Raw genomic sequence first — 24,327 nt, 5'->3', positions numbered from 1 at the left:
CATGAGACCAATCTTTAAATAAATTAAACATGAAGTAATAATCATGACGAACTTCAGAATAATGGGTAACGACATACAACACCTATATGTCGAGCTTGGTCCAGGTGAGAGGATTTATGCTGAGGGTGGTCATCTTATTTGGAAGTCCTCGAGCGTCAACATGAAGGCCACGACGATGGTGGCTTACTGGCTGGGTTGAAGAGGGCAATCACTGGGGCGAGCTTTTTTTGTTCTAGAACTCGAGGGTCCGGGCATTGTCGATATCGCCGGCTTCGCCCCGGGCAAGATCGTGGAGATTGACCTAAATGGTAATGGCGTAATGGTTGAGCATAGGGCTTTCCTGGCGATGGAGCCCACGGTCAATTACGACGTTAAGCTGGTTGGCCTAGGCTTCGGCTGGCTTGGCGGTGAGGGATTGCTCATGGCCAGGCTCCATGGTTACGGAAAGGTGTTCCTGCACGCAATTGGTGATGCATTAATGCTTGAGCTTGGGCCTGGCGATAGCATTGATGTTGAGGCTGGGCATGTGCTGGCTTTTGATGAGGGCATGAGGGTTGGTGTTAGGCGTGTTAGTGGTTTGAGGACGATGCTCTTCGGTGAGGAGGGGCTATGGCTAGCGCATGTTGAGGGACCCGGCAGGGTTTGGCTAAGAACACTCAGTAGGCAGCAAATGATCATGGGCTTAATGCCGGAACTAGCCGATGTGGTGAGGTCAAGTTAGGATGGGTTAAACGTTCTCGGTAATCTCCCTAATAACGTCGCTCGGTTCGATGCCTATCGATTTCCTATTCGCCATCGCCTTGAGCACCCAGTAATAGGCAGGTAATTGGGGCAGTATGGTTATTACATTGCCCGTATTCACATCCCTAATCCAGGGCTCATTAGGTAACTCGCTTAGTCTCAACTCATAGTCATAAACGTTAAGGAATACGTTCATGGCAAGAAGCTCGTTAAATGCCGCGCGGGCTGCATTGCCAAACCCATGGCCCTAGCTCGGCAACATTAAATCCATACTTACTGACTTCCTCGAGGAGGGACAATATGCCGTTAACACCACCCAACTTAATTATTACATCCCTAAGCCACCTCTCAATACTCCAATCATTATTAAACACGATCCTCGCCAACTCCCTGAGGTTGCCGCCAGTTAATTGCCAAAGAAGCTCCGCATTTATTAAGCCACTTGGCCTAGCCTTCACTATGACCTCATTAAGCACGTCCATGAAGTCGGCCTTTGGTATATACCAGAGTAGCAACCCCTCGAGTAATCCCTTACCGCCATACTTCCTAACCACATTAACGGCGCCCTGATCACTAAAGCCGAATACGACAGATAAACCCTGGACCTTATCCGTTGTTAGGAAGTTCTCAAAATGCTCCGCGTAGCTCATAACCTCACCCTCAATGGGCCCATAACCAACCTGGGCATTATCGGGCGCATTGAGCATGGACCTATACCACTTATCCAGCTCATCAAAGATGAGCACAACGTACCTATCCCTAATCGCCGCATCATCACTCACACCCTTAATGATGTCCATAAATAACTTACCAACACCAACAATGGCGCTAAGGCCAACCCTATCAAGTACCGGCCCCAGGTCCCTCTCCACAGCTCTAATTATTAATTCCTTAACACCACCCGCTAGGCCGGGTATGTAAGCCCTGACGGCATTCATGAAGCCCTTCTCCTCGAAATTTACGTAAACCACAATGACATCACTCCTAACCTCACCGAGTGCCCTGGCCAGGTTCATGAGTAGCGTCGATTTACCGCAACCCAATGGCCCATAGACAATTCTGACACCAACCAACCTATTGACAAGTCTCCTAAACTCCAACTCCCTATCCCTAAAGGCTATTGGGAATCCAACGGCACTCCCGAAGTACGCGCCATAGCTCTTAACAATCCTAATCAACTCACTAATGTCGATATTGATTAATGGATTAACCACGGTTAATTACCAACACCACAGTTTAATAACACTTAATTTAACTTAGAATGAATAATGCAGGACCTACCGAATTCCCCTGGCGGGAATTCAACATTGAATTTGCAATACTCTTTGGCTCAAGGGCGGATGGGAAGATCGTTAAGGGTGACTGGACATCGCGGTCTGGTTTTAATGACATTAATGAGTACGCAGACCTACCGGCATCATTGGCCAGGTTCCTAGGTGTTAGGGAGGACCTCGTGGACCTGGCACCGCTTAATCATAGGCTGCCCTGCCAATTAATAATCGAGATATTCCGCCACAGACCAATATACGTCAGGGACATTGGGAAGTACCTGGACATTAGGTTTAGGCTTCAGAACCCATGCATTGACTTCTTCATAAGTATGAGAAAGCTCAGCCTCGGTGAGCCACCATGGCCGTTATAGGCAGGTTACTGAGGATGATAGAGGAGGGAGGCACTACTCAATAGGTACTCACCCGATGAATTAGGTGATGTAAAGGCATCCTATTACAGACACGGGCCCAGGCATTAATCGACCTAGCCAGAGGGCAGCCACGCCAATGGGCATGGAGGTCAGTGGCTACGTGGATGCTGGCGAGAGGCTAAGCATACTCGGTGTGATAAGCCTGAGGACCGAGACTATATAAGTCCGTGGTGACCCTTAGGAATATTGTTATTCATCAATACGCGATAGTCGATATCGAGGTTATTAGGAGGATCATTGCAAATAAGGAGTATAGGAGGGTTACGGAACTCGCCAGGAAGATAGCCAGCAGGATCAACGACCCGTAAAGCTATTAAAGCAAGCAAGCCACCAACACACCATGGGACTGAGTAATTGGTGGTACTACACGGGCTCAGCAACAAAGGCAATAACAATAATGGGCATAGTGGCAATAGTCCTCTTGGTTGTGGTGGTTGCGAGCCCGCATGTAAAGCCCCTACAGCCGGTAGCCAAGTCCCTAGCCTAGTCCAGACGCAGGTGGAGGCGATTTACGTGCCCGTGAACCACACAGTGTACGTTAACCAGACAATAGTTAAGTACGTGAACAAGACAGTGCCAATCTACATAAACAGGACCGTCTACGTTTACGTGCCGAGTAATGCCTCCTTCGGGATACCCATCTATAATGACACTGGTGATTGCCACCTATACAGCCTAGTCCTACCTAACGGCACCATTTGGACCCTCGGCTACTGGATACCCACCCAGTGGGCCTGGAACCTATTCCTACAGAACGGGACAATAATCGAGTGGGAGAAGTTCCCGGCAGTCCCATATGGTGAGGAACTTTATTGGGAGACCACGGTATCTGCCGTATTCCCAGGCCTAGGCAATGCATGGTTAGAGGCAATCCAATTCATAACCGCGATACCCAACACCCCACAGCCCAACTGGGTCAACATGATATACATTGGCGACTTCATGGGAGGAGGCCCACTGATGTATAGGGAGGATAGCTACTGGGGGATTAACAACGGCACTGCCGTACTCCTAAACACCTGGGTCTTATATGCGCCGCTCTACGGTTCATTTAGGAACTATACAACTATAGTGCTCCCAGTGAATAGGACGTACCCAATAGTCCTATTGTTCTACTCAGCAACGCATTACCCAGCTTCGCACTGCCATGCAACTGGACAATAATAGGCCCAGTAAACCCACAAATCGCACTACAACTACCAGCACCGATGGGCAACGTACTTGCCTCCGAGACCGCATATGCGATCTATGGGAATTACAGTTATCCTAGCTATGGGATAACCTGGGGTTGGTGGGTTTGGGACACAATCTATCCACCACTGAATATCACTAACTTACCATGGCCAATAAGTTAAAATCAGAATTTAAATAATTAAAAATAAATCAATGTAAATTTTTATGGCCCTCTACTGCTTGTGCATGTGTATGTTATTGTTACTGTGGCTGATGTTGATCCGCTTGACCCGGAGACTGACTGCGTCAGTGTGTCTTGGCCGTTGCTGAAGGTTTCGCTTATTTGTGTTAGTGATCCGCTGCTGCATTGGACGTTTGTTGTCCATGATACGGCATAGTTGCCTCCAGATGTTATAAGGGTAACGCTGACTTGATAGCTGCTCCCTGGGTTTAAGTTCCAGTCTGCCTGAAATGCTGAGTATGGTGATACGCTCCATGATAATGTGTAAGATGCGGTAGTCGTTCCACTGCCTGGGCCTGAGAGGCTTACGCTTGTTGGTCCGCTGAGTGTTACGTAGTCGCTGTAGTAGTTGGCTGTTGCGCTGAAGCTTGCTGTTACGTTTTGTGTTAATCCGCTTGGGCAGTCGTAGGTGAAGCTCCCGGAGGTCCCTCTGTAATTCCAGGTCGTCCCACTGCTTATTTGGACGCCATTCCAATAGAATGTGCCGCTCCCACTGAAGCTTAGGGTCCAATCATCGAACTGGTACCACTCCTGGCCTGAGCTTGATGAGCTAACGCTCACCGAGGACTGGGCGCTTATTGAGCCGCTCAGGGAATTCCCGGACTGGATGAAGTACGTGCCTGGGCTCGGATTCGAACTAGCCGCACCACTCGGGCTTGAGCCAACACTAAGCGTGAAGAAGCAACCATAGACCGTGGTTGGCGGCGGCTGATTACTGCTCGTGCATGTTATTGTTATTGTTTCTGTGAATGAGCTGCTTGGCGTCCATGTCTGGCCTATGCCGTATGGGCTGCCGCTCGCTGTGCAGCCGTTGGGTAGGCCCTTAACATTGAATAGGTATGTTAGGCCTGAGCTCACTGTGGCAGTGTACGGCCCACCATCACCACTACCACTCCACCAATCAACATAGATTATGGACCCATCAATGTACTGATCCAGGTACACGGTCCAAGAAACACCACTCGGCGCATTGACATAGACCGTCACAGTATACGAATTGCTTCCACCACCCGGTGGGGGCGGTGGCGGCGGAGGTGGTGGGGGTGGTGTGTATTTTGTGCATTCCACGTTGAATTCCTGCTCACTCCCGGCGTTGTACGTGTTCGTTACTTGGCTCGGCACTATTTGGCACTGGAGACCACCTGGGCTTTGGGTTATTTGGGCTTGGAAGCTTATCTGTATCGGCACGTAGGGCGGGTTAATGAACCACGTGTAGGACCGGTCCTGACCCATCGAGTAGGACTGACCGGAGTAACTCCATGCAACCACCCAACCAGCGCCGTATGGATCGTTAACCACCACGTCTATGAGGCCGGTGCTGGACTGCGGTTGTGCCTGTGGTATTAGTGGTATTGAGTTTACCATTGATACGTTGGCGCTGAATTCCTTAATAATGCCTGGGTAATTCATTGGTGATACGACCACGGTCACCGCGGTAGGCTCGTAATTTAGGCTTAACGTGTACACGTAGTACTGGTTAATCCCTAGCACCAAACCTGGTGCATACTCATGTATTGAGCCGTCGGTGTCCCTCACGTATATGTACTTGACCTGGGTTGGTAGTAGCCGATGTTGTACATTGGTATGTATAATGTACCATTCACGTAAACAGGCTGTGGCAGGTATATGTATAGCCCCGCGTAGGCCAGCCTCGCATTATTTGCCGTTGACACGGTCATCGTTAGGTAGGTCAACCCACCAATTAGCACCAGGCCCAGTGCAATTACCAGTATGAGCATCACACCCTCTAGGACCAGGTCAGCCAGTGCCATAACCAAGCACCTCATAACCCGTGGCATTACCCGTGGACTCGACAATCACGACACAGCCATTTAGGAATAGTATGGCCTCACCGTTAATGCCCGCGAGGCCTATCGTGTGGTAATAGCCGGGCCTCACGACATTCGGTACCGAGTACTCAACGTAGGCGCCGTATGGGAAGTAGAGGGTGTTATTGATTAGGTACGTGATGCAGGACCTGGACAACTGCATGGTCCTCGCATTTATTCTGCCAGTCATCGTTGATGACTGGTACGTCGTGTATAGGTAATCACCTATTAGGTATATTATCAATGATGATGCCATGATGAGGAGTGCCAGTATTACAATGCCGCCTATGGTGAAGCCCCTCGACATATCACTAAATTCTTACCTAGGCATTAAAGCATTACTGCTTTTAAGGGGTTCCCTGATTAATTACTTATGTCGAGCGCTCAGTGGATGGTTACCGTATCCCAGGTGCTCAACCTACTAATTTCGACGGGCATGGTGTACGTAGGCATAGCTGCCCTGGCAGTAATGGGCCTAACAGCGGTTATCCTCTACCTAATGGGTCGTCCAAGCGAAATTTGGGACTACATAGATGAGGTGATTAATTATTTAGCCATAATTGGCGGTGTAATCCTCGCCATAGCAATAATCAACAAAATACTGATTGGCTCGCTCACCATAGACCCGGTCACGGTCTATAAGACTATCTATGACTACGCATGGAACGCGATTAGGTTTAGGGCCTGGCTCATATGGAACACCTGTACCTGCCCCGTGACGTATCCGTGGTGCGACGTTAGGAGTGTGCAGACTGAGAATGCCACCTTGATACTGGAGTCCACGGAGGACGTGGTGCCCATGATATACCTAGCCCAGTGGACGCCGGGTCTATCATCCCTACTAATCGCGGTTGGCCTCGGCTTGTCAGTGTCGAGGCTGAGGAACGTTGGCTCCCTACTCATCGCCGTGGGCCTCGGCTCTATGTCGTCGTTATTGGCGGCGCTGCGTGATTGCGTCGCAACCCTTCTACAGCGCATGATTGGTGATAGGGGTATTTCGTACATAATCAATCCGAGGAATTTCGAGACCACGTGGTGTGAGAACGTGGGCCTTAGCCTGAGCGGCTTTGGTAATGTGCTTAGCGCCTACAATAGGCTTGCCGTGTACATAGCCCAGGCGGATACGATAGTCATAATACTCTACGCACTACTCTTCGCGGTTATCTACGCCATTAGGTCCGCACTATCGTGATTAATATGCTGGGCCTGGTACTCGTTACGGTGGCGATTACAGGCTCGTTGATTATTAGGGCGTTTAACGCATGGTCAGGGGTAGGGAGTTTAGGATTAATGCCGAGGACCTTGCCTGGTACGCAATAGCCCTCGCCCTGGTCACGGATTTTTACGGCTTAATACCCAACAGCCTCTACTCCGCCAGTACTGCATTAGGCACTGTTGATAGGTTGTTGAGCGCTTACAATGGTTTGATTGGCTCGTTGAGTTTGGCTGATGCGATGCTCTCAATTGCCGTTAATGTGGGTTTGCCCATAGCAGAGGCCGCAATGTACGTGACTGCTGGGTCGGGGTTGGGCTCCATCACGCTTGTGACTGATGTTGTTGAGCACTTGATTGCCTTGGTAATTAATTACGTGGTTCACGTACTATCAATGTTGGTTGCCGCACTATGGCTTATCAGGTACGCCGTGATTATTGGCAAGGGTCTTAGGCTGTTAATGCCCTACGTGGCCTTCTTCCTCGTTATACCGAGGGCTAGGGACGTAGCCATAATACCCGCGGCGCTATACCTAGTTCTTGGCGTTGCACTGCCCCTTGGAATAAACACCGCGCATTTACCTCCGTTGGTAATGAATTCATTTAATGAAACCCAAACAATACCCAATGGGTTGGGTTTCACAGGCATTGAGGTGGTGGATGAATTGGGTAGGCCCGTACCTGCCATCCTATGCATTGGCGGTTATGGGTTTCCATATAACGAAACCATAGGCCTACCCAATGGTGCCGGTGTTGTTGCATTGCCAATCTACATGATGAGGATGGAGCCCGTTCTCTATAGGTTTATTGCGTGGTGTCTCTATTCATTAGGTTCGGCATTGATAAGATCATTATGCCGGGCATATACCCAAATGCCGGTGCTGTGATCATTAGGTTACCGATGATTGCCGTGTTTAACGAGGAATCGTTGGTTGCCCTGTTCAACTACACATGGATTGGCGCCGGCAATGTTAACCTTGATTTAGGTAATGGGTACGCCATCATCAACGTGACGACGTGCCAGGGCAACCTAACCCTGACGCATACGCCACGCAGGTTATTCTAAAACCAATTAGGCCCGTTGACAGTAACTGCTCGATAACGTACTCCATTACCGAGGGCGTGCCGGTGAACCTCGTCCCGCAGTCCTGGGTGGAAAGTATAATCCGCGGTCATGAGTTACTTTGCCGGGACCTTGAGCAGGTAATAAACCCACTAACCATGTACCAGGGGTTCACGGCACCGCCTCAGGTCGTAAACGCATCCTAGGCATGGTGAATGATTCCTGCGGCAGCCCCGGTGATTACGCATCAGTTATTCATGAAGTGAGGAGTATTAGGGTCTCCGCATCGTTTAGGTGCCGCGGCGCATGCAATGGCGCTGGCGTAAGTGTTCTGGTCATTGGTGTTGAGCCATATAACCTGAATTACTACGCATTATGGAGCGGCACGTACATAACCTGGCTGGGCAACTCACTAATGATCATTAGAAATGCTGAGTTAAACCCATTCAGCTGGGCACGCTGATAAACATATTCATAGCCACCACATACTACTCAGCACTCCTCCTGGGCCTCATCAGCATGGTTGCCATGGCCCCAAGGATTAGGTATTGGGCCAGGTTAATGGGCATTGTCAGGGTTAGGCTTGGCATTAATTATGAGGATACCATTGCAATTGCGGACTCGGCAACGTCGATAGTCGCTAGAAGTGCTGCTAGGCATGAAGACCTCGTGAGGAGGCATGCAATGCTTAGGAGGGCTTACGAACTCGCGAGGCGTAGGTACGTTAAGCATGCTCTCAGGACAATGCACTGGGTTGTCAGGGATCTACCTAGGGTTGCCGCAGCGCCTCACATCGTATTACCGGCGCTTTACGGCACATCCCTGGCCCGGGAGCACGTGATGAGGAGGGTGTCGATGATCGAGAGGGAGTCCCTGAGGAATGCATTGAGGTCTGTGGCGGGTATTGCATTATCGCCGAGCCTAGTCCTTAGGCCCTACTCATTGGTTAATCCTCTGTTTCGCCAGGGAGTTAATGCGTTGGCTAGGTACGTGGGTTTAAAGGTTAGTGATGCCTCGAGGGTCTACGGCGCCTGAGGAGTTACCTAGGCCCAGGTATTGCACTTTACGTAGCACTTAAGGCCGTGCTCAAGAGCGTTGATGGGTACGTGGTTAGTGCCGTGGATGAGGTGTGGCGTTCATTAAATAAGCCATTGGATGCACTGGCATTGATTAGTGCCAGGTTTGGCGCACTTCGCCTCATTGAGAGGGATTTAACCACGTTAGTAGTTGGTGAGGCTTTGAGGGAGTTATTAAATAGGCATGGCCCCCTAACCAATGTTAAGGTCATGATTAATAACTCCGTGGTCAGGCCTGAGGAGGTTCTTAAGCTTGATGATTATGCAGACGTGGTAATTGCAACGAATGGGGAGAGTACATTCGTGAAGGCCTGGGTTGTTAAAGAGCTTCTCCGCGCCATGGGCTCGGTAAGGACTTAAAAGGCGCCGGGCGCATCATTGACTGGGTGAGGAGAGAGGAGGTGTCTGATGCTTGATGAATGCGGCTATACACTGATTGCCTACTAATTAATCGTCACGATAAATATTTTGCGAGTGGTCAGGGCAGGTCAGTCTCCTCACTGGTCAGTACTGCAATGAGTCATCACCACTTAATTAACTGCATTAAAGGGCTCAAAAACACTACTGTTCATTTAAAATAACAAGTTGAATGAAAATCTCTTTTCAGGAACAGGATAATTAAGCCTAAAACCCATAGTTATCCATGACTTTCAATTATGAATCCGACGAAGGCCATTGACGAGGCCCTAATAATAATTGGTAAGGCAAGGATGGGTAAAATACCTTGCAATGAAGCCCTTGACAGGCTATGGGAAATACTCGTAAACCTAGACTTCGAACTAAAAACCGCGAACATAAACAGCGACGAAGCAGCGCTGAAACCACAATTAATGAATTAAAATAACGATATAAACCATTCAATTCAATAACAACTCCTTACCAAATCTATTCATAGCCAACCCATAGGAAATCCCGAGACAAAAAGCTTAAATTTGCCATAAAATCAGACTTCATTAGGGCCCGTAGCTTAGCCAGGTAGAGCGCCCTGGGGCATGTGCCCCGCGTACGGCTCATAACCGGGAGGTCCCGGGTTCGAATCCCGCGGGCCCACCAGGTTTGTTTCAATCTTGATGGGCTTTGGTATTTCTCCCGGTGATTGGTTGGGTAATGCTTAATTATTTCGTTTCGGCCTTATTCCCTGGTTGTTATGGACTTCCTTAGGTGCCAGGTTTTGGAGGATTTATTACCCACGGGCTTCCCCTTCGGCTACCTAATCCTCATTCGTGGAGACCTTGGCATGGGTAAGACACTCCTCGTTAAGTTGCTTGCTCGGAGTATCATGAGTAATTACCCGCTTGTCTACGTGTCCTTTGATGATAACCCGGAGTCCGTGGTTAATGACCTGAGGGACCTCGGCAATAGGCTCTTCATAATTGATGGATTCTCACTCAGTGATCAGCGTAGGGTTAAGTCTCCAAACGTCATTGACGTAATCACCGAGTTGGACCCTGGGCAGTTAATTAGTAAGGTTAGCCAGGCCGTTTACTCGAGGGGTGCCCGCGGATTAATAATTGACTCCATAAATGACCTCCTCATAAACATCGACCGAGGGCTTGGTAGCCCTGCTCAAGCAATTAAAGTCGCTGTCTAGGCTTTACAACATGGTGACGTTCATAGTTGCCCACGTGACGACCGAGGACATTGACAACCTACTAAATAGTATTGAGTACGTCTTTGATGGAGTAATCGAGATGGAGTTTGACGAGAATATGGCAAACCTAGGCATACCAGTCAGGAGGATGAGGATTAAGAGGATGAAGGGTGTTTCACATTCAATGAATTGGTACTACTTCACCACGGCTAAGGGCACAATAGTTCCCGTGGACATCAATGAGATAAGGAACATGCTGAAGAACACCCTGGAGAGCCTAGGCGTCCAGGTACAGAGTGGTCAATAAGCATTTTTATAATTTATAAAATAAAGAAGAATAAATATTTTTGATTTAATTTTTTTTATTATTTACAAATAATTTATTCTATAAATGTACTTAAATCTATACCTTTTGTTTCTTTATAAAGTAACGCCACTAATATTATTGGTATTACAATTAATGGGAACAACCAATAAATTGGAGCTAGTGGTGTTTTAAGCGTAGCTATTAAGTATGTGACTATGAACGGTGTAAATCCACCTAAAATTGCAACGCCTAAATTATAAGAAAAGGCCACACCAGTATATCTTGATACCGTCGGGAAGATTTCTGCAAGCATTTGTCCATAAGCACCGTTATATATTGCATGTAATGTTTCCTCAATAATGTAAAATGTAAGCACAACAATAAAGAATGGATATTTAACTATTAAGAAATAGAATGGAAAAACTAATATTGCTTCACCAATTAATCCAGCAAGCACTATTGGCTTTCTGCCTATAATATCAGTTAAATATGCAAAAGGTAATGTAAGTACTAAATACACAGCGGAAGCTATAAATGTTATGAATGTTGCCTCTGAATAAGCAAAATGAATGTACTTTGTTAAATAAGTAACGCCATATACAATATACGTATACGACAGTGGAACACCAGCAAGGAATAAGGCCATCAATAACATTGATACATAACGACCTTTAGTAACTATGGGAGCCACTGGTACTCTAAGGGTCCTTTTCTGTTTTCTGACCTCGTCAAATATTGGCGTTTCAGTTAGTCTAATTCTTATATAGAAACCAATTATTGCTATTATAACACCTATGATAAAGAGAATTCTCCATCCATAGGCTTCAAATGCTGCTTTAGACATTGTACTGGAGAATAAGGTCAAGAGACCCGTTGTCAATAAACCGCTTTGTGCCATTTGAACTATACCCACGAAAAATCCCCTCCTCTCCTTAGGTGCAAGTTCAGCAACCATGGTTATGCCACCACCCCACTCACCGCCTAATGAAAAGCCTTGCAATAATCTTAAGGTTACAAGAAGTGCAGCCCCAAACACCAACCTCTTGATATGTTGGCAACAGGCCCATAAATAATGAAGCAAAGGCCATAAGAATTATTGGTATCATAAATGTATTCCTTCTACCCCATTTATCCCCTAGCCATCCAAAGAACAAAGAACCTATAGGCCTCATTACGAACCCTGTCCCAAACGCAGCAAAGTAGTATAATAACGTAGTCGTCGGATTAGTACTTGGAAAGAACAATGGCCCTATTATCGTGGCTAAATAACCAAATAATGTAAAATCATAAAACTCAAGGAACGTACCAAAAAATGAAGCCAAGGATGCCTCATATGCAAGTTTAACAAGATCTTTTCCGGTTGTCATCATTATTAGTTAATTATTTAGTAACTTTTAAATTTAACTCATAAATGAGTTTATTGATGGAAATTGATTTATTAAATCTTTTAGGAGCTCTTATAGAGTTCGATACGGTTAATGACCCTGAGAACGGTAAAATGCCCGATCCCGGCGTTATTGATTTCGTGGAGGGCGTATTAAATGGGCTTGGTGTGAAGACCAGGGTGTTGGTTAGCCATGGTTATAGAAGCATAGTTGGTATCATTGGTTCCGGCGAGCCCCGCGTATTGCTTCTGGCGCACCTCGACGTTGTCCCGTTTATACGTAGTGAGTGGAAGTACGATCCGCTTAAACTAACCATTGAGGGTGACCTTGCCTATGGCCGTGGCGCGCTCGATGATAAGGGTAATGCGGCCGCAGTGCTTAAGGCGTTAGAGGACCTGGTAAATATAGACAGGGGCACGGTTATCGTCGCATTCACAACCGATGAGGAGGTTGGTGGTGAGAATGGGGCTAAGGTCGTGAGGGATTACCTACTGGGTAATGGTCTCAAGCCGAACTACGTGATTAATGCCGATGGGCACTCGATGGTTATCATAAATAGGAGGAGGGCCATATTCAACGCCAGGGTTAGGTCTAGGGTTGAGAAGGCGGTGGTTAACGGGCGTAGTGAAACCATTAGGTTCCAACTTGATTATAAGGTCACGCCTCCGTACCACGCCGCTTACTTCATAAACGGCGTCGATACGCACCCAGTCATCGCCCTTTCCCAATACGTATGGCTCAACAACGCATACGTAGTCAGCCTTAAGGGAGGCTTTGTCAAGAGTAATGTCACGCCCACCTGGGTTGAGGCTGACGTGGTTAAGCCCTGCAGTGGCTGTCCGCAGCAGGAGGTTGATGTGGGGCTCACGAGACTCATTAAGGCCCTACTTCCGTTGACCAGGTTTGTGCCCAGGGTCAAGGCTCAGAGCGTTTATGGCATCACGGCAACACCAAACGTGTATAGGGTTGTCGGTGATTACCATGAGTTCGTGGTTAATGTCAGGGCCATGACCGATGATACCAAGGCCATTGAGGAGGCAATGAACGAAGCATTAAGGGAGGATTTCCAGGGAATTGAGGTTAGGGTCGAGAGCGAGGGCGGTGGGGGCTACCTATACACTCCGCGCGACTCGAGACTTGTTAAATTAGCCAGCGAGGTACTTAATGAACTTGGCCTTGAGGCCAGAGTCATGGAGATGGCTGGCGCAAGCGATGCAAGGTACTTCTCACCACTCGGCATTGAGACAATAGACTTTGGATCCATAGGCGGCAATGAACATGGCCCTAACGAGTATGTTAGTGTTAAGTCCCTGGAATTAACAAGTAGGTTCTACTCATTATTGGTTAGGCGATTAATTTCTTCATGATTAAAGGTGGTTATTTTGAATATTGAACTAATGAGCGTGCCTGGATTAGATTAGTAGGAAGAATACTACGAAGCCGTAGATCGCTATAGCCTCTGCCAATGCGACAAATAACAAGTACATCGCGAATAACTCCCTCCTTTCAATCATCGCACTAACCGAAGCAGCGCCTGTTAACCCTATACCAATGCCGGCGCCAAGGGCCGCAAGACCAAAGCCAATACCGGCAGCCAAAGCCCTGGCTGCCTCAACCTGGGCCTGATCAGTGGCCTGGGCATGAACTATTAAAGCCGCGAGACTAAGCACCAACATTGCAATTACCAAGGCCCTAACAACTCCCCTACTAACCATCAACGAAGCAAGACATGAGACATTATTAAAATTTTATTCCAATAAAGAAGCCACGAAACCCACAGCACAAAAAAAACTTAAAACAAACAAAACCAAAGCAAGAACCGCCGGGGTGGCCGAGCCAGGTCCAAGGCGCGGGCCTGCTATCGTGGGCAGATAGTCCGTCCCCGCAAGGGGGCCCGGGTTCAAATCCCGCCCCGGCACCACGTGGATTGTTGCTTGGCTATGCCGAATTTACGTTCATCATGTTTTGCGTTCTTATGGAATAAATTACCTAGCTAACTTAAGGTCCATGCATGATCACCCTAGCTAGGCTTGGTGTTTCGCGGGCGAGGTTCGTCATACCTGATAAAGGTGCTTTACCCTATGTGGGATTGCTCTAATAGCCGTAATACATGATTATACGTATTGATTAGGTCTTGCTTAGTGGGTACTGTTAATGAATTTACTGGGGTCGTGGTTCATGGTCGTTCGGCTTCCTGGTCCCTTAACACTACGCCTGAATTGATGTCAGGATTTGTTGAACTCCATTAACCAATCTCCTAATATCGTCAATAACCAAGTCTATGGTTGGGTATCTACTAAATACGCCGGTCTCATCAAGCCCGTTATGTCGAAATTCATGCAGGTTTATTGCCGCGTTTGTTAAGTCAACGAGAGGTTTATCTGTTAGTTGTTCCAGGACCTTGGCCACAGCCAACATATTAGCCCGTGGGCATGAACGCTACTATGAAGTCTGATAAACTAACCCTCTTACCATCCCTAGTTCTTCTAATCCCCTTAAACCTCTTGGCTAGCTCATCGCCATGGCCTATGGCCAATGCGGCTAATAAGGCCTTCCAGGCCTGGAATGCCTTACCGGCAGCATTCCTGTACAGGCCCGCCTCAAGGAATTTCAATGCGAGCTCAGCCTCACACCTGGCCTCCAAAATGCGTCCTCTCCTATACTCCTCAGCATTTAACCAAGGCTTACTTAATTTCAATTGCTGTGGATCCACAACGTTTCTACTCAACAATTGGAAATTTATAGCATTTGCCCAGTGCTTAAACCATAACTATTGCGAAATCAACTCACGTAACTTATCACAACAGGTTACTAGGAAAATCCTGTACTTACGGAATACCTTCGCAACCATGGAGTCGGCTCCCTTCGTGGCATGGATAACATTATAAATACGCATTGTCGAGGCAACCTCTCCGTGCCCCCTTAGTAAGTACTCACTGGTTTCAACTTTCTCCTTATCCCTGAGCTCGGCCTTGCCATCAACATCCTCGACTATGACGACCCTATTACCACATATTAATGCGTAATCCGCATGTGGTGGTCTATCACCACGATTAGCGACGTTATTGACATACTCATCCAGGTCTATGCACCGACAATTAGCGCGTCTCATGGCATCTCCGCATTTACACTTCATAATTAACTCTCCCTTATCTTCATACCCCTAATGAGAGGATTCCTCGGCTAACTCCGTTGCCACTTTACTGAATTCCTCCTCCTCAATACCATTACCACTTACAGGAACCTCCTCAAGGACCGAGTAATCCCTCCCCGGCTCAGCCCTGACCAGGTACACAGCGACCCTATCCGGACTCAATACATCGCCCCTACCCAACCCACGCCTCTTAAGCTCATCATCACTAAGCTCACTGGCCTCAATAAGATTGCTTAACTCGTAGAGTAGGTAATCATTGTGTGTTGATAGTATTACTTGCTTACCCATGTTGACGGCCCTGGCGATAACCCTAGCCAACCTGGTAATGGCCCTTGGATGAAGGTGGGCCTCTGGTTCCTCAATAATCACAACCTTACCCTTTTCATTGATTAGGGACAGTAACGGCAAGAGCGATTCCCTAACTCCAGAAGGCGATATATCAAGCGGGATGCTAGCACCATTCCACGTAACTATGTAAGGCACGTATAACCCCCTCTCAAACTCCACCCTAATGTCCTTAACGCCGAGCTCCTCAAGGAAATCCCTAATTAAATCAATACCCTTAATACCCTCATACGCCTTCTCAATCGCCTTAAAATACTTAAGCCTAAATACCTCATCAGGCTCAAGGAGGCCCTCAACCTTTATCTGAGGCTTCATGATAGACCTGATGAGGCCCGCCCTACCGTCAATGAAGAAATCAACATCGTCATCACCTAGCAACCATGGCTTAAAACAACTACTTACAGCATCTTTCGTAATTGTATTTAATACAAAATAATTGAACACAACGTTATCAATATCAATAAATCTATTTATAATAGTACCACATTCTGTAAGCCGAATGACGGGAAACTCGAAATCTTCATTTATTTTTATTTCAATATTATTAAATAAATCTTCGCATTCCACATAATTAGTGGCAAATTCATTCCCGGAGAGTTTAAATTCAATTTTACATCCACTATATCCCTGCACCGACACACTCAGCTGTTTGTCCTTTGAAAGCCTTGCTGGTCCTGTTCCAAAGGTTTTCTTAAAGGATTCGGTCAGGAAATATGAGTATCCCTGGACTATTTCCTTAATAATATCAATTATTATTTTATCTTTAGATGCCGCTTCCTTTATGCCTTTTATCATGTTACGTAAGTTTTCATTTACCTCGACTAGGGCTGGGACGTTTGGTTCAAGCCTCATCAATAGCCAGGTCAGGTATAGTAGGTGGCTCTTTCCCACACTGTTTCCGCCTATCAGTATTGTGAGTGGCTTTAGCGTTAGTTTCGCCTCCTCGAATACCGAGAAGTCCTTTACATATAATTCTGCGCTTGTCTGCTCCTTACTCATTGTCTTTCCTTTAGAATTATTAATTGTATTTTTATGATAAATATATTTTTCGCGTGGGAGAGGCGAGAGGTGGAGGCGCTTTCGGAGCCGTCAGTATCGGTGGTTTTAACGATGGAGGTTAGTCCTTTGTTCTCTTTGGAACCGGCCCGCGTTATATTTAATAATGCGTGTACCCCATGTAATGCGTGTCGTTTAGCGTCAATATCGAGCTGTACGTGGTTGACCTTAGGTTTAGGTTTGGGGATTTGAGTTATGATGGTGTTGTGGATGTCCACGTTAATTCTGCGGGTGACCTGGTGCTTAATGCAGTTGATCTTAAGGTAAGGGCTGTCGATGTTGATGGTAGGCCCGTTGATTATTCCTATGATGGTAGGGTTTTGAGGGTTCGGGGGCCGGTCGGTGGCGTTGTTAGGGTTGTGTTTGAGGGTAGGGTTAGCGACAAATTACTGGGTATCTATAGGCTCCGTATGGGGGTGGTTACATAATAACTACGCAGTTTGAGCCCACGGGCGCCAGGTACTTCATACCCTGTGTTGACCACCCAGCCGCCAAGGCTAGGTTTAGGTTTAGGGTCTCGGTTGATGGTGATTATGACGTGATATTCAACACACCGCCGGTCAGGGTTTATTGGGATGGTCCCTGGAAGGTGTTTGAGTTTGCGGAGACCCCTAGGATGTCCACGTACCTGCTTTACCTAGGCATTGGCAGGTTCTTCGAGTCCAGGGATAGGGTCGGTAGTATTGATGTGATCTTCGCCACGCCGATTAGGGATAGGGTTGAGGATGGTAGGTTCGCGCTTGATGTTGCGAAGGGCGTGCTTGAATTCTACAGTAATTACTTCGGCATACCATACCCACTACCCAAGCTTCACCTGATCCATGTCCCGGAATTCGCGGCTGGTGCCATGGAGAACTGGGGCGCGATAACGTTTAGGGAGACCGCACTGCTCGTGGGTAAGGGCAGTACTGAGTTGACTAGGAGGAGGGTTGCGGAGGTTGTGGCGCATGAGATTGCGCATCAGTGGTTCGGTAATTTGGTCACCATGCGTTGGTGGGATGACCTGTGGCTTAATGAGTCCTTCGCCACATTCATGAGCTACAAGGCAATGGATAAGCTCTTCCCGGAGTGGGGTGTTTGGTATAGGTTTTTGGCTGATGAGACCACGGGCTCGATGCTCAGGGACTCACTAATGAGTACTCACCCTGTCCATGTACCTATTAACAGTGAGGAGGAGGCCTTCGAGATATTCGACGACATTAGCTATGGTAAAGGTGCCTCACTGCTCAGAATGCTTGAGAACTACGTGGGTGAGGAGGACTTCAGGAGAGGCCTTAGTAACTACCTTAGGAAGTACGCATACTCAAACGCCACTGAGGACGATCTGTGGGGCAGTATTGAGGAGGTTAGTGGTAAGCCCGTGATGAGGGTCATGAAGGCCTGGGTTGATAAGCCAGGGCACCCGGTCATAGTCATTGAGGATACGGGCAAGGGCATCACACTTAGGCAGTCAAGGTTCATGCTCAGCGGTAATACCGCCGATTCCTGGCCAATACCCATCGTCTACAGGTTTAATGGCGCGGTGGGTACCGTGCTCATGGAACATGACACATTAATGCTCAGCGGCTCATCGGAGTCCCTGTTCCTTAACGTTAATGGTAGTGGCTATTACAGGGTTAGGTATGGTGATTGGTTAAGGGCCTTGAGTAACGCGTCTAATCACCTTGAGAGGTGGAGCGTGGTAAATGACGCCTATGCCCACCTGCTCCAGGGATCCATTGGCTTGAGCGAGTACCTAGGCCTGGTTAGGTCCGTGAGCGACATAGTTAATTACCTACTAACGACTACTATAATCTCCCAACTAGGTACTCTATACTCAATAAAGCCGTCAGCGGTTAAGGAGGTATTCACCGAGTATCTTAGGGTGCAGAGTAATTTACTTGAGGGTGTTTCCGGCATGGATGATGTTAGGGAATTGGTACTTTCTCGCCGCGCACTTATTGATGAGGATTACGCAAGGTCAATAGCAGGCTTGATTAGTGATTACCAGGCTTAAGCCCTGTCATGAGACAGGCCGTTGTTAATGCCTATGCCGTGGTCGGCGATAGGCCGTTTGAAACCCTTAGGGAGCTCTACAGGTCATTAACGACCGATGAGGATAGGAATAAGGTCCTGGCCGCCATGCTAAGTATAACCAATAGGGATGAGTACCAGAGGTCTCTGGACTTCCTAATATCCGGTGAGGTTAAGAGGCAGGACCTTCAGTTCTTCACCGTGGGTTCTAGGAACCCGTACGTGCGCGATCTTAACCTTAGATGGTTTATGAATAATTATAAGCGCTTTATAGAGGCTTATGGGGATCCTGGCGTGTTGTCCAGGGTAATTACGTATTCAATACCATTAATAGGCATTGGGCAGGAGGATGAGGTGGAGAGGTTTTTAAGGGGATTGAACATACCCGGCATCGAGATGGGGGTTAGGGCGGGTCTTGAACTCTTAAGTGCGTATTCACGTTTGTCACGTAGTATTTAGCAATAAATAGAACGTTAAAATCACAGGGTTACCCTTTAAACAGGATCCCTGAATCTAATCATGTATGGCATCGCAGGAATTCATAGACCTGCTTAGGAGGTTAAGCGAGGCCTTTGGGCCTTCCGGCTTTGAGGATGAGGTTAGGGACCTCGTTATTAAGGAGTTGGGGCCCTATGTCGATGAGTTAATGGTTGATAGGTGGGGTAACGTGATTGGTGTTAAGTATGGCAGGAGAAGGGACCTAAAGGCCATGGTCGCAGCCCACATTGACGAGATCGGCCTGCTAATTGACAATATAGATAAGAATGGCTTCCTGCGGTTCAGGGCCATTGGTGGTTGGAATGAGGTGACCCTGGTCGGTCAGAGAGTCATCATTAGGACCGTTGATGGTAGGAAAATCAGGGGTGTCATCGGCAGTAGGCCGCCTCACGTTACACCGCCGGGCAAGGAGAGGGAAGCCCCTGAACTCAAGGACTTATTCATAGACATTGGTGCATCAAGTGATGAGGAGGTCAGGAAGCTAGGCATCAGGGTTGGCTCCGTGGCCGTCCTCGATAGGGATTTCGAAGTCCTTAATGGAGGCATTGTCACAGGTAAGGCATTTGACGATAGGGTTGGTGTAGCTGTGATGTTGTGGACGGCGAGGCAGTTAAGGAGTAGTGAGGTTACCGTGTACTTCGTGGCCACAGTTCAGGAGGAGGTTGGTCTTAGGGGTGCACAGGTGGCTGCTGACAGGGTTTACCCAGACTTCGCGATTGCCCTTGATACCACAATCGCCGCTGACGTGCCTGGCGTTAATGAGCGGGAGTTTGTGACCAGGATTGGTAAGGGGCCTGCCATTAAAGTGATGGATGGTGGTAGGGGTAATGTATTCATTGCTCACCCAACGCTGACCAATTTCTTGGTTTCAATCGCTGATGAATTGAAAATACCGTACCAACTGGAGGTGTTGATTGGCGGTACGACGGATGCCCTTGGAATCGCCTTTAGGAGGGATGGTATACCCGCAACCACAATATCGATACCCACTAGGTACGTTCATAGCCCCGTGGAACTACTAAGTATTGAGGATGCGCTCAACGCGGCTCGATTACTGACCGAGGCGTTGTCTAGAGCTGATGAGAAGCTGATTCAAAGCCTTAGGGAGAAGACCATTAAAGCTGGTTCGGTGTGAATTAGTGTTTATTGCCTTAATAATTGATTAACAATGCCTATTGCATTATTTATCAACTCCTCAACCCTATCAGCACTAAGGGCTTCGCTGTAAATCCTCAACTTAGGCTCTGTGCCGCTACCCCTGATTAGGATCCAGGAACCATCACTAAACACAACCTTAACACCATCAATAGTTATGAACCTTGGGTTTGGGCCCAGGGAACTCAGCATCCTGAGCAGTAACTCCCTATTATCGTTTACGAACTTCTTCGAATTCCTCATGTCCAGGTCAACCCTCTTGAAGTATGCCCTACCGTACTTACTCCTAACGTCGCTTATTAGGTTCGTTAGGCTTCCGTACTCGGACGCCATGGCTATTATTAGGGATGCCGTGTATATGCCGTCCTTATCAGGTATGTGCCATGAGTAAACTAGGCCTCCGCTCTCCTCACCACCCATGTCAGCCTCACCACTCAGTATGGCCCTGGCCACGTACTTAACGCCCACCGGAACCTCAACAACCTTAAAGCCGTACTTTGAGGCTATGTTGTCAAGGATGTGGGTCGTGGACACAGTCCTAACAATACCTCTCTTTATCATTGATGCCGAGGCCAACCTCTCAACGACTATTGGCAGGATGTCGTTGGCGCTAAGGTAACCGTGAACCCTATCAACAAGTGCTATCCTATCGGAGTCGCCGTCATGCGATATGCCGATGTCGTACTTACCCGCGGTAACCTCCTGAATGAGCTCAGGGATGTTCTGGGGCTCCGGATTTGGATCCCTACCTCCGAAGCTTGAGTCATAATTATTGTGTATCTCCGTAACCTCCATTCCAAGCTTTCTCAAAACCTCACTCGTATAGCCGATCGAGGTTGCGTAGATCGGGTCAATAATGACCTTGAACCTACTCCTGGGCTTAAACATCTTGGTCACATTCTCATAGACGTAGTTGATGTACTCAGGGGCTGGATCCACAGTAGGTACTGGCCTCAGCTCGAGGGTTTTGACTGACCTATTAATGTCCTCATACTCATTACTGTAGAGCCGCTCTATCTCGTCTGTGTCCTCCTCCTGGCTGGTGATCCCCTGCTTGTTATTACCTTGAATCCGTTGTATATTGGTGGGTTGTGGCTGGCGGTGATCTGTATCGTGAGGTCGAAACCAAATCGAGAACCAAACCAGGCAGCTGTTGGGGTTGGTGTGGGTTTATTAACCATCACGACATCTAAGCCGTGGCTTGCAGCCACACCGGCTGCGATATGCGCAAAGTCCCTGGACTTCCTCCTCGCATCAAAGCTAACAAAGACCTTGTGCAGCCCATACTTACGTGACCAGTAACGAAATGTTGATTCGGCGAGCACGGCGACCAGGAACTCCGTAAATTCTTCATCAATTACTCCACGTACGCCATCAGTCCCAAAATGAAACGTGAGTTTACCACTCATTCCCTCAGTCTCAGTAGGTAGTTCCTTATTATTTTTATCCTTCTTAACTAACCCTATAGATGAACCCGTTAATCGCGCCTAACCATTGACTAATTATTCTAGCGATGCTGAAGGCCATGGCCCTATCCCTAGCCTTAATCCTCATTGCTTCATCATACCCCCTCTCCCATAATTTTACGGCTAAGTTAACGAGCTCCTCAGGGCTATTCACCAACCAACCAGTTTCGTTATTGATCACGGTTTCCCCAGGTCCCTGCCTATTGTAGGTAAGTACCGGGGTACCGCAGGCCATGGACTCAACAGGTACGTACCCAAATGGTTCATGTATGAATGGGAATACCGTGAACCTGGCATTGGCGTATAACCTAACCAACTCCTCATCGGATACCCTCCCCCTATAATCAATGTTTCTATGCTTAACGAACCAGCGTGGTAGCCAGGGAACCTTAGATCCGAAGGCCACGATTTTAATCCCAGCATTAGCCATGGCCCTCAATACCTTAAACTGTGTTTCCTTACCCACATACGTTATTACATAGTCCTGGGTAGGATTGGGCATTGGCTTAAAGAAATCGGTATCAATTGGTGGATTTATCACGCCCCAAACCTTCACGCCTCTCGATATCACGGATTCCGCGGAGTACCTCGAGTTAGCTATTACGTATTTAGAGTGTGAGAGGGCTTTATGATATGTGGAATCAGCAATACCTATCAACGGTATGGCTATGTGGTAACCCAACCTATAGTGTATTGGGAATTCCCTACTCAAATCCCTAAGTAGGTCACCCACATAGCCCTGTGCATAGAATATCGTTGATGGTATTGGCAACTCAAAGGATAGATTAATAGTTAAGCAATCATCGCCATAATCAACTAATCCCCTCAAGCCATTTAACAGCCATATCGAGAGATGACCGGATTGACCAGGAAGTAAGGGCTTAATTCCCAAGTCCCTTACCCTAATACCAACGTATTCAAAATCCCTCCTCACCTCCTCCCTCACGTATGGTGAGACGACATTGACGTTAAAGCCCACCTTAGTTAGGAAACTACCCAGTAGATATGCGACCCTGACCGGGCCTGTTACGCCATCGACGCCATCGGTTATTAGCGATATGCACTGCATGGTTATAGGTTAACCCCATTATCCATGTACATCCTTGCAAGCCTGAGGTAGGCCTGATAATTATTCTTAATATACTCCCTATCCGAATCCGTGGCCTGCCTAATGACCTTAGCGGGCACACCAACAACAATACTGTTAGGCGGTACCTTAGTCCCCTGCGTAACAACGGCGCCAGCCCCACAATACTCCCACTACCGATTACCGCGCCATTAAGCACTATGGCGCCCATGCCTATTATTACCTCATCCTCCACCGTGGCGCCGTGTACAATGGCCCTATGCCCGATGGTGACGCCACGCCCAATCCTCGCTGGAAATCCCGCATCCGTATGTATTACAGCGCCATCCTGAATATTCGAGTCGTTACCAATCACTATACTATCTTCATCACCCCTAATCACAGCGTGAGGCCAAATGCTCACGTTATCCCCAATAACCACATCGCCAATTACGTAGGCCGTACTCGCTATGAAGACGTTCCTACCAATCCTCGGCACCTTATCCCCAACCCTCACGATTGGCATAGTTTAATCGTAAAAACCGGATTATTTAAAGTATTAAGGCACGCACCACGTAAAGTAATACCGCTTAAACACTTAAAAGGCATTGGTCATTCCTTGGTCATATGTCGAGGATTGACGTACTAAACGCATTACTTGGTAAGGGTGGATTCCTAGATGATTACCCGTATAGGGGCAGGTATGGAGTTTTCGTTAGGAGTCCGTATCCCCACGCCAGAATATTAGTATAGACGTGGCCAAGGCCATTAATGAGGGGGCATTGGTGCTCACCGGCAGGGATTTCATTGCAAGGACGCTGGGCTTAACGGAGAGGGAGGCGCTGGTCTCGAGACATTGCCATTAGCCGTAGATAAGGCCCGTTATCAGGGAGAGCCCATTGCCCTGGTGATAGCTGATGATCCTTATAAGGCCGCGGATTTAGCCGAACTCATTGATGTGCAGTATGAGCCGTTAAAACCCGTGCGCAACATAGACGATGCCCTAAGGAATGAATCTCTTAAACCTGGTCTGTCACGTAATGGCTTGTTATCTCTGAAGGATGAGAATACGGGCGTTGGTATTGCCGTTTCGACCGACCCATCGACATTACGGAGCGCTGAGGGTATTAAACTGAGAATTAGGAATGGCAAGATAGTCGTGGGGCTTGGGCTCAGTGATGAGGGTTAGGGTATAAGCACACAGCTGTTAAGCTCGTGTCTCAACTCCTCGACGTACCAATGGATTGGGTCACC

Annotated in this window: 31 protein-coding genes, 2 tRNA genes and 4 pseudogenes; 22 read left to right on the top strand and 15 right to left on the bottom strand. The window is 47.8% G+C overall.

All coding sequences use genetic code 11. The annotated features are described in order from the left end of the window. Positions 1-61 precede the first annotated feature (61 nt). Positions 62-721 (top strand): annotated as a pseudogene (locus JCM16161_RS06745) (AIM24 family protein). A gap of 6 nt (positions 722-727) precedes the next feature. Here the strand turns inward: JCM16161_RS06745 and JCM16161_RS06740 are convergent. Next, positions 728-937: a hypothetical protein gene (locus JCM16161_RS06740; protein ID WP_054855370.1), complete on the bottom strand. Its 210-nt coding sequence runs from the start codon at positions 935-937 to the stop codon at positions 728-730. 13 nt (positions 938-950) lie between these two features. After that, positions 951-1,955: an ATP-binding protein gene (locus tag JCM16161_RS06735; RefSeq protein WP_054855369.1), complete on the bottom strand. Its 1,005-nt coding sequence runs from the start codon at positions 1,953-1,955 to the stop codon at positions 951-953. A 47-nt stretch (positions 1,956-2,002) separates the two neighbouring features. On the opposite strand from JCM16161_RS06735, the gene JCM16161_RS06730 reads away from it, so the two are divergent. The 4 genes from JCM16161_RS06730 to JCM16161_RS06725 all read left to right on the top strand — a co-directional run bounded on the left by JCM16161_RS06730 (position 2,003) and on the right by JCM16161_RS06725 (position 3,607). Next, positions 2,003-2,383 carry a hypothetical protein gene (locus JCM16161_RS06730; RefSeq protein WP_054855368.1) on the top strand — a complete coding sequence of 127 codons (381 nt, stop codon included), beginning with the start codon at positions 2,003-2,005 and terminating at the stop codon, positions 2,381-2,383. A gap of 230 nt (positions 2,384-2,613) precedes the next feature. Next, positions 2,614-2,751 (top strand): DUF86 domain-containing protein, encoded by a 138-nt coding sequence (locus JCM16161_RS16490; protein WP_243670093.1) that lies wholly within the window; start codon positions 2,614-2,616, stop codon positions 2,749-2,751. 32 nt (positions 2,752-2,783) lie between these two features. Beyond that, positions 2,784-2,930: a hypothetical protein gene (locus JCM16161_RS16485; RefSeq protein ID WP_243670079.1), complete on the top strand. Its 147-nt coding sequence runs from the start codon at positions 2,784-2,786 to the stop codon at positions 2,928-2,930. Positions 2,931-2,941: 11 nt separating this feature from the next. Beyond that, positions 2,942-3,607 (top strand): hypothetical protein, encoded by a 666-nt coding sequence (locus JCM16161_RS06725; protein WP_243670071.1) that lies wholly within the window; start codon positions 2,942-2,944, stop codon positions 3,605-3,607. A 232-nt stretch (positions 3,608-3,839) separates the two neighbouring features. Here the strand turns inward: JCM16161_RS06725 and JCM16161_RS06720 are convergent, their stop codons facing one another. Genes JCM16161_RS06720 through JCM16161_RS06710 form a run of 3 tightly spaced genes read right to left on the bottom strand, consistent with a single transcriptional unit; the run spans position 3,840 to position 5,993 of the window. Continuing rightward, entirely contained in the window at positions 3,840-5,393 is a 1,554-nt protein-coding gene (locus tag JCM16161_RS06720; protein WP_054855366.1) for a hypothetical protein, read from the bottom strand. After that, positions 5,390-5,635: a hypothetical protein gene (locus JCM16161_RS06715; RefSeq protein ID WP_243670069.1), complete on the bottom strand. Its 246-nt coding sequence runs from the start codon at positions 5,633-5,635 to the stop codon at positions 5,390-5,392. Before JCM16161_RS06715 ends, JCM16161_RS06720 begins: the two co-directional genes overlap by 4 nt. Continuing rightward, complete coding sequence (locus JCM16161_RS06710; RefSeq protein ID WP_054855364.1) at positions 5,616-5,993, bottom strand: hypothetical protein; 378 nt, start codon at positions 5,991-5,993, stop codon at positions 5,616-5,618. Before JCM16161_RS06710 ends, JCM16161_RS06715 begins: the two co-directional genes overlap by 20 nt. A gap of 66 nt (positions 5,994-6,059) precedes the next feature. Between JCM16161_RS06710 and JCM16161_RS06705 the strand changes: the two genes are divergently transcribed. From JCM16161_RS06705 to JCM16161_RS06670, 10 genes and pseudogenes are all read left to right on the top strand, one after another. Beyond that, positions 6,060-6,878 carry a hypothetical protein gene (locus tag JCM16161_RS06705; protein WP_243670067.1) on the top strand — a complete coding sequence of 273 codons (819 nt, stop codon included), beginning with the start codon at positions 6,060-6,062 and terminating at the stop codon, positions 6,876-6,878. A gap of 70 nt (positions 6,879-6,948) precedes the next feature. Further along, positions 6,949-7,785, top strand: a complete 837-nt coding sequence (locus JCM16161_RS06700; RefSeq protein WP_054855362.1) for a hypothetical protein — start codon at positions 6,949-6,951, stop codon at positions 7,783-7,785. Next, entirely contained in the window at positions 7,752-7,964 is a 213-nt protein-coding gene (locus JCM16161_RS06695; protein WP_243670065.1) for a hypothetical protein, read from the top strand. Before JCM16161_RS06700 ends, JCM16161_RS06695 begins: the two co-directional genes overlap by 34 nt. Continuing rightward, positions 7,916-8,167, top strand: coding sequence for a hypothetical protein (locus JCM16161_RS16480; protein WP_243670057.1), 252 nt, complete (start codon positions 7,916-7,918; stop codon positions 8,165-8,167). Before JCM16161_RS06695 ends, JCM16161_RS16480 begins: the two co-directional genes overlap by 49 nt. Positions 8,168-8,169: 2 nt before the next feature. Further along, entirely contained in the window at positions 8,170-8,424 is a 255-nt protein-coding gene (locus JCM16161_RS06690) for a hypothetical protein (RefSeq protein ID WP_054855360.1), read from the top strand. 56 nt (positions 8,425-8,480) lie between these two features. Next, positions 8,481-8,996 carry a hypothetical protein gene (locus JCM16161_RS06685; protein WP_054855359.1) on the top strand — a complete coding sequence of 172 codons (516 nt, stop codon included), beginning with the start codon at positions 8,481-8,483 and terminating at the stop codon, positions 8,994-8,996. 47 nt (positions 8,997-9,043) lie between these two features. Continuing rightward, a complete protein-coding gene (locus tag JCM16161_RS06680; RefSeq protein WP_054855358.1) occupies positions 9,044-9,397 on the top strand; it encodes a hypothetical protein in 354 nt (117 codons plus the stop codon). A 296-nt stretch (positions 9,398-9,693) separates the two neighbouring features. Then, positions 9,694-9,876, top strand: coding sequence for a hypothetical protein (locus tag JCM16161_RS06675; RefSeq protein WP_054855357.1), 183 nt, complete (start codon positions 9,694-9,696; stop codon positions 9,874-9,876). 117 nt (positions 9,877-9,993) lie between these two features. Further along, positions 9,994-10,090, top strand: a tRNA-Ile gene (locus tag JCM16161_RS16475). A 94-nt stretch (positions 10,091-10,184) separates the two neighbouring features. Continuing rightward, positions 10,185-10,935, top strand: a pseudogene (locus JCM16161_RS06670) (RAD55 family ATPase). A gap of 73 nt (positions 10,936-11,008) precedes the next feature. Here JCM16161_RS06670 and JCM16161_RS16470 read toward each other — a convergent pair. Both JCM16161_RS16470 and JCM16161_RS16465 read right to left on the bottom strand, forming a co-directional pair. Then, entirely contained in the window at positions 11,009-11,581 is a 573-nt protein-coding gene (locus JCM16161_RS16470) for an MFS transporter (RefSeq protein WP_243670260.1), read from the bottom strand. A 30-nt stretch (positions 11,582-11,611) separates the two neighbouring features. After that, a pseudogene (locus JCM16161_RS16465) lies at positions 11,612-12,302 on the bottom strand (MFS transporter); the annotation flags it as partial. A 44-nt stretch (positions 12,303-12,346) separates the two neighbouring features. On the opposite strand from JCM16161_RS16465, the gene JCM16161_RS06655 reads away from it, so the two are divergent. Continuing rightward, the gene (locus JCM16161_RS06655) at positions 12,347-13,687 is read left to right on the top strand and encodes a M20/M25/M40 family metallo-hydrolase (protein WP_243670054.1); all 1,341 of its coding nucleotides are present in this window, start codon (positions 12,347-12,349) and stop codon (positions 13,685-13,687) included. A 45-nt stretch (positions 13,688-13,732) separates the two neighbouring features. Here the strand turns inward: JCM16161_RS06655 and JCM16161_RS06650 are convergent, their stop codons facing one another. Beyond that, on the bottom strand, positions 13,733-14,035 hold the full coding sequence (locus JCM16161_RS06650; protein WP_054855353.1) for an ATPase: 303 nt from the start codon (positions 14,033-14,035) through the stop codon (positions 13,733-13,735). 106 nt (positions 14,036-14,141) lie between these two features. Between JCM16161_RS06650 and JCM16161_RS06645 the strand changes: the two genes are divergently transcribed. Next, positions 14,142-14,241: transfer RNA gene (locus JCM16161_RS06645), tRNA-Ser, on the top strand. A gap of 287 nt (positions 14,242-14,528) precedes the next feature. Here JCM16161_RS06645 and JCM16161_RS06640 read toward each other — a convergent pair. The 3 genes and pseudogenes from JCM16161_RS06640 to JCM16161_RS06630 form a co-directional block, all read right to left on the bottom strand. Further along, positions 14,529-15,018: pseudogene (locus tag JCM16161_RS06640) on the bottom strand (PaREP1 family protein). Positions 15,019-15,090: 72 nt separating this feature from the next. Further along, positions 15,091-15,432 carry a hypothetical protein gene (locus JCM16161_RS06635; RefSeq protein ID WP_054855352.1) on the bottom strand — a complete coding sequence of 114 codons (342 nt, stop codon included), beginning with the start codon at positions 15,430-15,432 and terminating at the stop codon, positions 15,091-15,093. 51 nt (positions 15,433-15,483) lie between these two features. Further along, entirely contained in the window at positions 15,484-16,818 is a 1,335-nt protein-coding gene (locus JCM16161_RS06630; protein ID WP_054855351.1) for an AAA family ATPase, read from the bottom strand. Positions 16,819-17,003: 185 nt separating this feature from the next. On the opposite strand from JCM16161_RS06630, the gene JCM16161_RS16460 reads away from it, so the two are divergent. The 4 genes from JCM16161_RS16460 to JCM16161_RS06620 all read left to right on the top strand — a co-directional run bounded on the left by JCM16161_RS16460 (position 17,004) and on the right by JCM16161_RS06620 (position 20,521). Next, positions 17,004-17,303, top strand: coding sequence for a hypothetical protein (locus tag JCM16161_RS16460; protein WP_243670052.1), 300 nt, complete (start codon positions 17,004-17,006; stop codon positions 17,301-17,303). 38 nt (positions 17,304-17,341) lie between these two features. Beyond that, positions 17,342-18,871 carry a M1 family metallopeptidase gene (locus JCM16161_RS06625; protein ID WP_243670258.1) on the top strand — a complete coding sequence of 510 codons (1,530 nt, stop codon included), beginning with the start codon at positions 17,342-17,344 and terminating at the stop codon, positions 18,869-18,871. An 8-nt stretch (positions 18,872-18,879) separates the two neighbouring features. Next, on the top strand, positions 18,880-19,347 hold the full coding sequence (locus JCM16161_RS16455; RefSeq protein WP_243670050.1) for an ERAP1-like C-terminal domain-containing protein: 468 nt from the start codon (positions 18,880-18,882) through the stop codon (positions 19,345-19,347). Positions 19,348-19,411: 64 nt separating this feature from the next. Next, on the top strand, positions 19,412-20,521 hold the full coding sequence (locus JCM16161_RS06620; protein WP_054855350.1) for a M42 family metallopeptidase: 1,110 nt from the start codon (positions 19,412-19,414) through the stop codon (positions 20,519-20,521). A gap of 8 nt (positions 20,522-20,529) precedes the next feature. Here the strand turns inward: JCM16161_RS06620 and JCM16161_RS06615 are convergent, their stop codons facing one another. From JCM16161_RS06615 to JCM16161_RS06605, 4 genes are all read right to left on the bottom strand, one after another. Next, positions 20,530-21,480, bottom strand: coding sequence for a hypothetical protein (locus JCM16161_RS06615; protein ID WP_243670038.1), 951 nt, complete (start codon positions 21,478-21,480; stop codon positions 20,530-20,532). Positions 21,481-21,554: 74 nt separating this feature from the next. Beyond that, entirely contained in the window at positions 21,555-21,950 is a 396-nt protein-coding gene (locus JCM16161_RS16450; protein ID WP_243670037.1) for a hypothetical protein, read from the bottom strand. A 43-nt stretch (positions 21,951-21,993) separates the two neighbouring features. Further along, positions 21,994-23,076 (bottom strand): glycosyltransferase, encoded by a 1,083-nt coding sequence (locus JCM16161_RS06610; protein WP_054855349.1) that lies wholly within the window; start codon positions 23,074-23,076, stop codon positions 21,994-21,996. Continuing rightward, complete coding sequence (locus JCM16161_RS06605) at positions 23,000-23,599, bottom strand: gamma carbonic anhydrase family protein (protein WP_243670035.1); 600 nt, start codon at positions 23,597-23,599, stop codon at positions 23,000-23,002. Before JCM16161_RS06605 ends, JCM16161_RS06610 begins: the two co-directional genes overlap by 77 nt. Positions 23,600-23,929: 330 nt before the next feature. On the opposite strand from JCM16161_RS06605, the gene JCM16161_RS06600 reads away from it, so the two are divergent. After that, positions 23,930-24,262 (top strand): hypothetical protein, encoded by a 333-nt coding sequence (locus tag JCM16161_RS06600; protein ID WP_054855348.1) that lies wholly within the window; start codon positions 23,930-23,932, stop codon positions 24,260-24,262. Positions 24,263-24,327 lie beyond the last annotated feature (65 nt).

The organism is Vulcanisaeta sp. JCM 16161 (assembly GCF_001316285.1).
The sequence above is the reverse complement of the archived record's forward strand: the minus strand, read 5'-3'. Positions and strand labels throughout refer to the sequence as shown.